The organism is Streptomyces sp. NPDC059255 (genome assembly GCF_042752355.1).
Taxonomy (GTDB): Bacteria; Actinomycetota; Actinomycetes; order Streptomycetales; family Streptomycetaceae; genus Streptomyces.
In genome coordinates this window covers 235,364-247,346 of record NZ_JBHYZP010000001.1, presented here as the reverse complement: position 1 = coordinate 247,346, position 11,983 = coordinate 235,364, and the positions used below count along the sequence as shown (strand labels likewise).

Below are 11,983 nucleotides of genomic sequence, written 5' to 3'. Positions count from 1 at the left end.
GTCACTCCGTGACGGTGGGCGGCTCGGTCAGGAACGGGCGCAGTTCGAGCCACTCGTGGATCGGCTCCCCGCCCGCGCCGGGGGCGGCCGACAGTTCCCCGGCCAGTTCGACGGCGCGCTCGTAACTGTCGACGTCGATCACCATCCAGCCGGCGATGAGGTCCTTGGTCTCGGCGAACGGGCCGTCGGTGACCGGCGGGCGGCCCTCGCCGTCGTACCGCACCCACGTCCCCTCGGGGGCGAGCGCCTGACCGTCGACGAACTCGCCGGTCCCCTCCAACCGTGCCGCGAAGTCCTGCATGTACCGCACGTGGGCCGTGATCTCCTCCGGCGTCCACCGGTCCATGGGCACGTCGTTGGCCGGGGCCGGGGCGCCGCGGTAGTGCTTGAGCAGCAGGTACTTGGCCATGGTGTTCTCCTCGGTGCTGGTGCGGCCCATTGTGGCCGCGTTCACCCCTGGGACGGAGCGGGCCACGGGTTCTCGACATCCCCGGCCCATCTTTTTCGGTTCTCTTTTTGGTTCTCCTGGCCGAGCCCTCCGCGGCGGAGACCGAGCTCTCTGCGGCGGAGGCCGAGTCTTCCTCCACGGAGGCCTAGCATTCCGTCTCGCCGAGAGACATATGCCACCACATGCCACACATCCAAGATCCAGCCGCGCGCTCGTATCCTCGGACCTATGACAACCAGCAGCGCACCGCAGGGCCCCGGGACCGGACAGCCGACCGCCAACGGCATGCGCCGCGCCCTCAAACGGGCCCGGGACGGTGTCGCGCTCGATGTCGCCGAGGCCACCGTGCTGCTCCAGGCGCGCGGGGCGGATCTCACCGAGCTGGCCGGGTCCGCCGCGCGGGTGCGGGACGCCGGGCTGGCGGCCGTCGGGCGGGCCGGGATCATCACGTACTCCCGGAAGGTCTTCATCCCGCTCACCCGCCTCTGCCGCGACAAGTGCCACTACTGCACCTTCGTCACCGTGCCCGGCAAGCTCCGCCGCGCCGGGCACGGCATGTTCCTCTCGCCCGACGAGGTCCTGTCGATCGCCCGCGAGGGCGCCGCCATGGGGTGCAAGGAAGCCCTGTTCACCCTCGGCGACCGGCCCGAGGACCGGTGGCCCGAGGCGCGGGAGTGGCTGGAGGCGGAGGGGTACGACGACACCCTCGCCTACGTACGCGCCATGGCGATCCGCGTCCTGGAGGAGACCGGGCTGCTGCCCCACCTCAACCCCGGGGTGCTGTCCTGGACCGACCTCCAGCGGCTCAAGCCCGTCGCGCCGAGCATGGGCATGATGCTGGAGACCACCGCCACCCGGCTGTGGTCCGAGCCCGGCGGCCCGCACCACGGCTCGCCCGACAAGGAGCCCGCCGTCCGGCTGCGGGTCCTGGAGGACGCCGGCCGCTCCAACGTGCCGTTCACGACCGGTGTGCTGATCGGCATCGGCGAGTCGTACGAGGAGCGCGCCGACGCCCTCTTCGAGCTGCGCCGGATCCAGCGGGCCTACCAGGGCCTCCAGGAAGTCATCATCCAGAACTTCCGCGCCAAGCCCGACACCGCCATGCGCGGCATGCCCGACGCGGAGCTGGAGGAGCTGGCCGCGACCATCGCCGTCGCCCGGCACATCCTCGGCCCCGCCGCCCGCGTCCAGGCACCGCCGAACCTGGTCACGGCGTCCATCAGCGGCTCCGCCGCGGGCGAGTACGCCCTGATGATCGGCGCGGGCATCGACGACTGGGGCGGGGTCTCGCCGCTCACCCCCGATCATGTCAACCCCGAGCGCCCCTGGCCGCACATCGACGAACTGGCCGCGCGGACCGCCGAGTCCGGCTTCGAGCTGCGCGAACGCCTCACCATCTACCCGGAGTTCATCCGGCGCGGCGAGCCCTGGCTCGACCCCCGGCTGCTGCCGCACGTACGGGCCCTCGCCGACCCGGAGACCGGGCTCGCCCGCGAGGACGTCACCCCGGCCGGGCTGCCCTGGCAGGAACCGGACGAGGGCTTCACCGCCACCGGCCGCACCGATCTGCACCGCACCATCGACACCGAGGGCCGCACCGCCGACCGGCGCGACGACTTCGACGAGGTGTACGGGGACTGGGAGGCGCTGCGCGAGGCCGCCGCCCCCGGCATGGTGCCCTCCCGTATCGACACCGACGTACGGACCGCCCTCGCGCAGGCCGCCGACGACCCGACGCGGCTCACCGACGACCAGGCCCTCGCCCTGCTCCACGCCGACGGGCCGGCCCTCGACGCGCTCACCCGGATCGCGGACGAGCTGCGCCGCGACACCGTCGGCGACGACGTCACGTACATCGTCACCCGCAACATCAACTTCACCAACGTCTGCTACACCGGCTGCCGCTTCTGCGCCTTCGCCCAGCGCCGTACGGACGCCGACGCGTACACCCTCTCCCTCGACCAGGTCGCGGACCGCGCGCAGCAGGCGTGGGAGGTCGGCGCCACCGAGGTCTGCATGCAGGGCGGAATCCACCCCGACCTGCCCGGCACCGCCTACTTCGACATCGCGCGCGCGGTGAAGGAGCGCGTCCCCGGCATGCACGTCCACGCCTTCTCCCCGATGGAGGTCGTCAACGGCGCCTCCCGGACGGGACTTTCGATCCGGGAGTGGCTGACGGCTGCCAAGGAGGCCGGACTCGACTCGATCCCCGGCACGGCGGCGGAGATCCTCGACGACGAGGTCCGCTGGGTCCTCACCAAGGGCAAGCTGCCCACGGCCACCTGGATCGACGTCGTCACGACCGCCCACGAACTGGGCATCCGCTCCAGCTCCACGATGATGTACGGCCATGTCGACCAGCCCCGCCACTGGCTGGGCCACTTCCGTACGCTCGCCCGCATACAGCGGGAGACCGGCGGCTTCACCGAGTTCGTGACGCTGCCCTTCATCCACACCAACGCCCCGGTCTACCTGGCCGGCATCGCCCGCCCCGGGCCCACCGACCGGGACAACCGGGCCGTGATCGCGATGGCGCGGCTGCTGCTGCACCCGTACATCCCCAACATCCAGACCAGTTGGGTGAAACTCGGCACGGAGGGCGCGGCGGAGATGCTGCGCTCCGGCGCCAACGACCTGGGCGGCACCCTGATGGAGGAGACCATCTCCCGTATGGCGGGCTCCAGTTACGGCTCGTACCGCTCCGTGCGGGACCTGGTAGCCATCGCGGAGGCGGCGGGCCGTCCGGCGAAGCCGCGGACGACGCTGTACGGGGAGGTCCCGGCGGAGCGGGTCGAAGCGGCGGCCGCGTCGGACGGACACCTGCCGGAGTTGCTGCCTCTGCTGGCAGACTGAGAAGGAGAGCAGGAGCGGCGAGCGGGAAGGCGCGGGAGCGCGCGATCGGGGGAGTACGTACGTGGCAGAGGCGCGGGCGCATCAGCCGTCGATGGCCGAACTGATCGCGCGGCGCCGCAGATTCATCGGCCGCAGCGCCGAACTGTCCGCGTACCGCGACAACTTCGGCCACCCGCCCGAGGACGAGCGACACCGCTACCTCTTCCACGTCCACGGCAACGCGGGCGTCGGCAAGACCTCCCTCGTACGGGAGCTGGAGCGGGCCGCCCGGGAGTGCGGCGCGCTGACGGCGTACGTGGACGAGTCCGTCAGCAGTGTCCCCGAGGCGCTGGCCGCGATCGCCGAACAGCTCGACCGGCAGGGGCATCCGCTCAAGCAGCTCGACCGGCAGCTCGCCACCTACCGGCAGCGGCGGCACGAGGCCGAGGCCGTGTCGAGCGCCGCCCAGGCGGGCCCCGGCGCCGTCGGAGGGGCGCCTCCCGCCCCGTCCGCCGGGTCCACCGCCGCTGTCACGGCCGGGGTGATCGGGCTCCGGATGGTCCCCGTCGTCGGGGCGTTCGCGGACGCGGTCGACACCCAGCAGCTCGCGTCGGGAGCCGACCGGCTGCGGGCCACCCTGAGCGCGCGCTTCCGCGACCAGGAGGACGTCCAGCTCGTCCTCAAGCCGGACCAGGTCCTCACCCCCGTCCTGGTCACCGAACTCACCGGGATCTCCCGCGACATCCCCTGGATCGCGCTCTTCTTCGACACGTACGAACGCACCGCGCCCTTCCTGGACACCTGGCTGCGCGACCTGGTCAAGGCCGGCCGGTACGGGGACTTCCCGGCCCGCGTCGTCGTGACGCTCGCCGGCCAGCGCCCCCTCGACACCGCGGTCTGGGGCGGTTACGGCGGCTTCGCGACGGAGCTGCCGCTCGCCCCCTTCACCGAAGGGGAGGCGCGCACGCTCCTCGCGGCGAAGCGGGTCACGGACGAGTCCGTCGTGGAGGAGGTGCTCAGGCTCTCGGGCGGCCTGCCCGTCCTGGTCTCCACGCTCGCGGAGAACCAGCCGGCGGACCCGGACGACGTGGGCGATCCCAGCGCCACCGCCGTCGAACGCTTCCTCAAGTGGGAGCAGGACCCCGTACGGCGGGCCGCGGCCCTCGCCTGCGCCCTGCCGCGCCGGCTGGACGAGGACGTGTTCGGTGCCGTCGTGGCCGAGGACGCGGCGGGGCTGTACGACTGGCTGCGGGCGCTGCCCTTCGCCACCCGCAAGGACGGCGGGATCACGTACCACGGCGTCGTACGCGCCCCCATGCTGCGCCTCCAGCGCACCCGCTCCCCGCGCGGCTGGCGCGAGCGGCACGCGGCGCTCGCCGCGTGCTTCGCCCGCTGGCGCGCCGAGACCGAGAGCGAACTGCGCGCCGACGAGGTCTGGGAGAGCGCCGAATGGCGCGCGCTGCGCTTCGAGGAGACGTACCACCGGCTGTGCGCGGGACCCCGCGGCGCGCTCCCCGGCGCACTGCGCGACGTCGTCGAGGGCTGCCGCGAGAGCCCGGCCGCGGCCCGCCGGGCAGCCCAGGTGCTGGCGGAGGCCGGCACGGACACCGGCGACGAGGCGGCCCGGGAGTGGGGACGGCGGCTGGTGGCCGCCCTCGACGACGAGGAGAACGGCGTACGGGCCGCCCTCGGCGTGCTGCTCGACCGGCCGGGACTGGACACCCGGGGCCGCGCGGCGGCGCACACCGTACGGGGCCGGGAACTGCGCGAGGCGGGCTCGCACGAACCCGCACTCGCCGAGTACGACCGGGCGCTCGCGCTCGACCCGCGGGCGCCCCTCGCGCACTACGGCCGCGGCCTCACCCACCAGTTGTCCGGGGCGTACGAGGCCGCCCTGGCCGATCTGCGCCGCGCCGACGAACTCTCCCCGGACACGGTCTGGATCCTGGAGGTGTACGGGGAGACGCTGCGGATCGTCGGCAGGGACGACGAGGCCGTCACCCTGCTGGACCACGTCCTCGCGCTCGACCCGACCGACGCCTTCGCGCTGGCCTCCCGGGGCGTCACCCAGCACGCGCTGGGCCGGCACGAGGCCGCCCTGGCCGATCTCGACCGCGCTCTGGAACTGGACGACGAGTACCTGTGGGCCCTGGTCCGCAGGGCCCGCCTGCTGCGCGACCTGGAAGAGCCCGACCGGTCCTTCGCCGATCTGGACCGCGCGGTCGAACTGGCCCCGGACAACGCGTGGGTCGCCTCCGAGCGCGGCGAGGGGTACCGGCTCGCCGACCGCTACGAGGACGCGGAACGGGAGCTGACCCGTGCCCTGGAGCTCGACGCCGAACACGCCTCGGCGCTGGGGGGCCGGGGACATGTCCGCCACCTGCTGGGGCGGGACGCCGAGGCGCGCGCCGATCTCGACCGGGCGATCGAACTGGACCCCGAGTACGCCTGGGCGCTGGCGCACCGCGCCCGGCTGCGGCAGGAACACGACGACACCACGGGCGCGCTGGCCGACCTGGAGCGCGCCGTCGAGACCGATCCGGACGCTCTCTGGATCCGGCGGGAGCGCGGCGAGGCCCGGCTGAAGGCGGGACAGCACGAGGAGGCGCTCGCCGACCTCACCGAGGTGCTGGACCGGCGGCCCGACGATGACGTGGCGCTCACGCTGCGCGGCCGGGTCCATCACGTCCGGGGCCACTACGGTGACGCCTTCGCGGATCTGGACCGGGCCCTGGAACTCGATCCGGACGACTCGTGGGCGTACTACTGCCGGGGCAGGACGGGCCAGGCCGCGGGCCGCCCGGAGCAGGCGTACGCCGATCTCGTACGGTGCGCCGAGCTGTACCCGGAGGCGGACCACGCCCGGCGCAGGGCGGCCGCCATCTGCCTGCTCCTGGGCCGGCCCGAGGAGGCGCTGCGCCTGCTGGACGAGATGACCGACCCCGGCGAAAGCAGCCCGGTGGACCGCTGCGAGGCACTGCGCCGGAGTGGACAGTGGGCCGAGGCGCGCGCGGTGGCCGAGCGGCACAGCGCCGAGGCGCCGGTGTACGGCACGCTCCAGCTGGCCATGACGGTGACCGTGGCCGAGGGCGCGGAGGCCGGGGTTCCGGTCTGGCGGGAGCTGGAGCGGCTGATGGGCGAGGCCGGCGACCTCCCGGTCGACACGACCGCGTACGGGGCCATGCTGAGCGGTGCCGTACGGGGGGACTGGGCGGCGCTCGACACCGCGCTCACCGCCCTGTTCGAGACGGCACACGAGTGGGACGACCTCGCGAACATGGCCTGCGACCTGGAAGAACTGCTCCACGCACCCGGCGTCGACACCACCGGCCTGAGCCCCTACCTCGCCCGGGCCGTCGCCGCGCGCGACGCGTTCGCCGCCCGCTGGGCGTGACCCGGAGACGGGACCCGGAGACGGGACCCGGAGGCGGGACCCGGAAGGAGAAAGACCGAAGAGAACCGCCGCGCTACTTTGGTCGGATGCGGTACCGGGCCGGCCCTCCGTAACGTCATACGGTATGACAGCACCGTTTCCCGCCGAGTCCGCCGGCGGACCACCCGCTCCCGGCCCGCGTGTCGGCGATGGGCCCGCTCCTGGTCCGCCCGCTCCCGGCTCGCCCGCCGTCGGTAGCGCCGCTCCCGGTCCGCGCGCCGGCGGAACGCCCGCTCCTGGCCCGCCCGCTGTCGGTGGGGCCGCCGGTGGAGTGCCCGTGCCCGGCGCGGCCGCCGACGGTGGGGCGGTCGGCGGAACGCCCGTGCGCGGCCTGCCCGTTCCCGGCTCGCCCGCCGTCGGTGGGGCCGCCGGTGGAGTGCCCGTGCGAGGCCTGCCCGCCGACGGCGCGGCCGCGGGCGGAGCGCCCGCTCCCGGTCCGCGCACCGACGGAGCGGCGGTCGGCGGAACGCCCCTGCGAGGCCTGCCCGCCGACGGCGCGGCCGCAGGCGGAGCGCCCGCTCCCGGCGTGCCTACCGACGGCTCGGCGGTCGGCGGAACGCCCCTGCGAGGCCTGCTCGCCGACGGTGGGGCGCCCGGGGGAACGCCCGCCCCCGGCAAGCCCGCCACCGCGCGCCTCGCGGATGTCGACGCGCTCCGCGGCTTCGCGCTCTTCGGCATCCTGATGGTCAACATCCCGTTCTTCGCGAGCGGTTACACCCTGTTCGACGTGGCCGACCCGGCCAGGACCGCGTGGCACGACCATCTCGCCACGAACGTGGTCCAGTTCCTCTTCGAGTCGAAGTTCTACCTCCTCTTCTCCTTCCTCTTCGGCTACAGCTTCACGCTCCAGCTCAACTCCGCCGCCGCGCGCGGGGTCTCCTTCCGCCCCCGCTTCCTGCGGCGGCTCGGCGGGCTGCTCCTGATCGGGGTCGCCAACGCGGTGCTGCTCTTCTACGGCGACATCCTGGTGACGTACGCCTTCCTCGGCCTGCTGCTCTTCCTCGTGCGGGGCATCTCGCCGCGCCGCGCGCTGTGGGTGGCCGGGATCATCACCGGTGCGATCACGCTCGCCTTCCTGGCCCTGGCCGTCCTCGTGGTCCTCATCGACGAGGCATCCGCCACCGCGACCCCCGCCGAGCGGCTCACCATGCTGGCCGACGGCCACGCCGCCACCGAGGCGATGCGCGGCGGGCTCGGGTCGGTGCTCGGGGAACGGGTCTCCTCGCTGCCGACCGCGTTCCCGCTGATCTTCTTCCTCCAGGGCCCGCTGGCCTTCTCCGCCTTCCTGGTCGGGCTGGCGGCCGGCAAGCACCGCGTGCTCGACCACACCGCCGCCGCGGACCCGGACGCGTACCGGCGCAAGCTGCGGCTCGTCCAGCTCATCGGCTTCCCGGTCGGCCTGGCGGGCACGTTCTGGTACGCCGCCGCCGGCCCCGAGGACTTCTTCGCGCCCGCCCTGCACCTCGTCACCGCGCCCTGCCTCACCGCCGCGTACGTCGCCACCCTGCTGCGCTTCTTCCGCACCGCGCGCGGCGCCCGGCTCGCCGAGACGCTGGCCCGCCCCGGCCGCATGGCGCTCACCAACTACCTGAGCCAGTCGGTGCTCTGCGGTCTGGTCTTCACCGGGGTGGGCCTCGGGCTCATCGGGCGGATGCCGTACGCCGCGGTGATCGCCGTCGCGGTCGGGATCTTCGCCGTCCAGGTGGTGTGGAGCGCCTGGTGGATGCGGCGGTTCCGGATCGGCCCGGTCGAGTGGCTGCTGCGCGCCCTCACGCACCTGGAGCGGCCCGCACTGCGCGGCTGAGTGCGCCCTCAACCCACTGTTCCCGTTCGATTACAGTGCTGCGCAACCGTGCGCAGTCCGATCGGGGCCGACAGGGGAGGGGGGCCGCGCGTGAGCACACCGTCCGGAGCCATCTGGGGCCGTGCCGAGCAACAGGACTTCCGCAGCCGGGTACGCGGCGCCCTGCTCGGCGGCGGCCTGGGCGACGCGCTCGGTGCCGGGGTCGCCACGCTCACGCTCGACGAGATCCGGGCCGCGCACGGCGGCCCCGGCGGGGGCGGCGTCGGCGAACTCGTCCCCGCGTACGGCCGGCGCGGCGCGGTCACCGCCAACACCCAGCTCACCCTGTTCACCGTCGACGGGCTGATCCGCGCCCAGGTGCGCCGCGACATCGGCGCCTGGCACCCGCCCACCGATGTGCACCGCGCGCATCTGCGGTGGGCCGCGACCCAGCGGGACTGGGGGCCCGACCTGCGGCGCAAGGACAACGGGTGGCTCGCCCAGGAGGAGTGGCTGTACGTACGCCGCGACCCGACCATCTCCTGTCTCACCGGCTTCGGCGACCAGGTCATGGGCACGCTCGACCAGCCGAAGAACCCCATCGCGCGGGACGCGGGCGCGCTCGTACGGTCCGCGCCGTTCGGGCTGCTCGTCGGGTGGGAGCCCCAACTCGTCTGCCAGCTCGCGCTGGAGTGCGCCGTCCAGACGCACGGCTCGCCGGGGGCCTTCGTCTCGGCGGGCGCCTACGCCGTGATCGTCCACGAGATCGCGCGCGGCGGGACCCTGGAGGCGGGTGTGGAGCGCGCCTGCGTGCTGATCGCGCCGCGCACCGGCCACGAGCCCGTCACGGCGGCCCTGCGGCAGGCGCTCGACCTCGTACGGCAGGGTGTGCCGGGCCCCGAGCAGATCGCCGCGCTCGGCGACGGGCGCACCGCCGAGTCGGCGCTCGCCGTCGCCGTCTACTGCGCGCTGGTCGCCGAGGACGTACGCCAGGGGCTGCGGCTCGCCGTCAACCACGACGGTCCCTCCGCCGCCACCGGCACCCTCTGCGGCTCGCTCCTGGGGGCGATGCACGGTGAGACGGCCCTGCCGCCCGCCTGGCTGGCGGAGCTGGAGGGCCGGCCCACCCTGCTGGAGATCGCCGACGACTTCGCGATGGAGATGACCCAGGGGCCGGCCCTGCACAGCCCCGATGTCACGGAGTCGGGCTGGCTGACCCGCTACCCGCGCGGCTGATCCCGGGGCCCTTCCCGTTCCCCTTGCCGTTCGAGTCGCCCGCCCCGTCGGTCTCCTCGTGGCCGTCCCCGTCGATCCGCCCCAGCAGCGCGTCACGCTCCGGGGTGTCCTCCGGCTTCAGGAAGCCGATGACGATGTACAGCACGAGCGACACCGCGAGCGGCACGGAGACCTGGTACTGGAGCGGCACGCCACCGTCCACGTTCCAGTTGATGGGGTAGTTGACCAGCCAGAACGCCAGCAGCCCCATCGCCCAGCTCACCAGCGCGGCCGTCGGCCCGGATTTGCGGAACGGCTTGAGCAGCCCCAGCATGAACGGGATCGCGATCGGCCCCATCAGCCCCGCCACCCATTTGATGACGACGGTGATGATGTCCTTGAACGTCGGCGAGTTGACCTGGGTGGCGATCGCCATCGACAGCGCGAGGAACGAGATCGTCGACAGCCGCGCCGCCAGCAGCCCCGCCCGGTCCGACCAACTGCGCGCCGCCCGGGAGAGCACCGGGGCGATGTCCCGGGTGAAGACCGCCGCGATGGCGTTGGCGTCCGACGAGCACATCGCCATGGTGTGCGAGAAGAAGCCGACGATGACCAGGCCCAGCAGCCCGTGCGGGAGGAGCTGTTCGGTCATCAGGGCGTACGAGTCGGACGCGTCCGGCTTCTGCGCCTCCACCAGCAGCGGCGCGCACCACATGGGGAAGAACAGGACCAGCGGCCACACCAGCCACAGGACGGCCGAGAGCCGCGCCGAGCGCGTGGCCTCGCGGGCGCTGGCGGTGGCCATGTAGCGCTGCGCCTGGTTCCACATGCCGCCGTTGTACTCGAAGGTCTTGATGAAGAGGAACGCCAGCAGGAACGTCACGGTGTACGGTCCGGCCGTCGGCTCGGCGTGGCCCTCCGGGAGCTTGTCCCAGACCGTCCACAGCGCGCTGACGCCGCCGAGTTCGCCCATGACCGCGACGAGCATCGCGATCCCGGCGAAGAGCTGGATGATGAACTGGCCCAGCTCGGTGAGGGCGTCGGCCCACAGCCCGCCGACGGTGCAGTAGATGCCGGTGATGACACCGGTGATGAGGATGCCCTGGTTGAGGGAGATCCCGGTGAAGACGGAGAGCAGGGTGGCGATGGCGGCCCACTTGGCGCCCACGTCCACGATCTTCAGCAGCAGCCCGGACCAGGCGAGCGCCTGCTGAGTTCTCAGGTCGTACCGGTTCTTGAGATATTCGAGCGGCGAGGCGACCCGCAGCCGGGAGCGCAGCCGGTTGAGCCGGGGCGCGAAGACCTGCGCGCCGATCCCGATCCCGATGGCGATGGGGAAGGACCAGGTCACGAACGAGGTGACGCCGTAGAGATAGGCGATGCCGGCGTATCCGGTGAACATCACGGCGCTGTACCCGGACATGTGGTGCGAGATGCCCGACAGCCACCAGGGCATCTTGCCGCCCGCGGTGAAGAAGTCGCTGACGTTGTCCACTCGTTTGTGCGACCAGATACCGATCGCGATCATGACGCCGAAGTACGCGATGAGCACGATCCAGTCGAGGCTGTTCATGTCACCCCTCCAGGGGTCCGCCGGATGAACGTCGGAGCGCTTCGTCAGTGGGCGCGTTCCGGTCGGCGGCAACCCCCGTGCGGGAGCGGGGACTTGGGGGATTGAACCGCCTGGCGGGGTGGCGGGTCAAGGGTGTTCGTGGTCATGGACGTGAACACAGGTCAGCAAGTCGAACGTTTTTACCTGTTCTTGACTCTCCGTGGCGTTGTCGTGACCGTGCCCGCTCACCCAGGATGAGCGGGCACTTCGTCAGCGGGCTCCGGTCGTGGGCCGCGAGTCTTTGACGTACGGAGCGGGTGGCCGTACGGAACGGAAACAGCCGCGCGGGATGCGGGTCCCGCGCGGCCGGGCATGGTCGAGCCCCCTCGGCCAGGACGGCGGACCGGTCGAGAGGGCTCTGTCTGTGCTGCGGTAAAACGCGGCGGGCCTCAGACGAGGCCGGCGGCGCCCTTGCCCATTTCCTGGACGAAGGCATTCCATGAGCTGGGGACGAAGGAGATCGACGGCCCCTCGGGAGCCTTCGAGTCCCGGACGGCGACGGCCTGGACGAAGGGGGACCTGACCTCTACGCATGCGCCGTTTCCGCCGGAGTACGAGGACTTCGTCCACGTGTCCGTAGCGCCCTGAAGGATTGCCATATTCGCTCCGGTTCAGCAAGTGAGGTGACATAGCGCCAACTTCTGCTGGCATGATCGACGC

At 72.8% G+C, this 11,983-nt stretch carries 7 protein-coding genes; 4 read left to right on the top strand and 3 right to left on the bottom strand.

Annotation, left to right across the window (positions count from 1 at the left end; translation table 11 throughout):
• Position 1 precedes the first annotated feature (1 nt).
• On the bottom strand, positions 2-409 hold the full coding sequence (locus tag ACFXKG_RS01095; RefSeq protein ID WP_382886722.1) for a YciI family protein: 408 nt from the start codon (positions 407-409) through the stop codon (positions 2-4).
• A gap of 267 nt (positions 410-676) precedes the next feature.
• Between ACFXKG_RS01095 and ACFXKG_RS01090 the strand changes: the two genes are divergently transcribed.
• From ACFXKG_RS01090 to ACFXKG_RS01075, 4 genes are all read left to right on the top strand, one after another.
• The gene (locus ACFXKG_RS01090; protein WP_384830301.1) at positions 677-3,301 is read left to right on the top strand and encodes a bifunctional FO biosynthesis protein CofGH; all 2,625 of its coding nucleotides are present in this window, start codon (positions 677-679) and stop codon (positions 3,299-3,301) included.
• Between the two features lie 61 nt (positions 3,302-3,362).
• Positions 3,363-6,674: a tetratricopeptide repeat protein gene (locus ACFXKG_RS01085; RefSeq protein ID WP_384830299.1), complete on the top strand. Its 3,312-nt coding sequence runs from the start codon at positions 3,363-3,365 to the stop codon at positions 6,672-6,674.
• A 316-nt stretch (positions 6,675-6,990) separates the two neighbouring features.
• Entirely contained in the window at positions 6,991-8,517 is a 1,527-nt protein-coding gene (locus tag ACFXKG_RS01080; RefSeq protein ID WP_384830296.1) for a DUF418 domain-containing protein, read from the top strand.
• A gap of 90 nt (positions 8,518-8,607) precedes the next feature.
• Complete coding sequence (locus ACFXKG_RS01075; protein WP_384830293.1) at positions 8,608-9,732, top strand: ADP-ribosylglycohydrolase family protein; 1,125 nt, start codon at positions 8,608-8,610, stop codon at positions 9,730-9,732.
• On the opposite strand, the gene ACFXKG_RS01070 is transcribed toward ACFXKG_RS01075, so the two are convergent.
• Both ACFXKG_RS01070 and ACFXKG_RS01065 read right to left on the bottom strand, forming a co-directional pair.
• Positions 9,692-11,284, bottom strand: coding sequence for a sodium:solute symporter family protein (locus tag ACFXKG_RS01070; protein WP_384830290.1), 1,593 nt, complete (start codon positions 11,282-11,284; stop codon positions 9,692-9,694). The genes ACFXKG_RS01075 and ACFXKG_RS01070 overlap by 41 nt on opposite strands.
• 428 nt (positions 11,285-11,712) lie before the next feature.
• Positions 11,713-11,922, bottom strand: a complete 210-nt coding sequence (locus ACFXKG_RS01065) for a DUF397 domain-containing protein (RefSeq protein WP_384830287.1) — start codon at positions 11,920-11,922, stop codon at positions 11,713-11,715.
• Positions 11,923-11,983: the final 61 nt, after the last annotated feature.

What these genes read in the sequence shown, in the direction of transcription:
- ACFXKG_RS01095 (WP_382886722.1), bottom strand. Translation starts at nt 409, where the DNA reads ATGGCCAAGTACCTGCTGCTCAAGCACTACCGCGGCGCCCCGGCCCCG.
- ACFXKG_RS01090 (WP_384830301.1), top strand. Translation starts at nt 677, where the DNA reads ATGACAACCAGCAGCGCACCGCAGGGCCCCGGGACCGGACAGCCGACC.
- ACFXKG_RS01070 (WP_384830290.1), bottom strand. Translation starts at nt 11,284, where the DNA reads ATGAACAGCCTCGACTGGATCGTGCTCATCGCGTACTTCGGCGTCATG.
- ACFXKG_RS01065 (WP_384830287.1), bottom strand. Translation starts at nt 11,922, where the DNA reads ATGGCAATCCTTCAGGGCGCTACGGACACGTGGACGAAGTCCTCGTAC.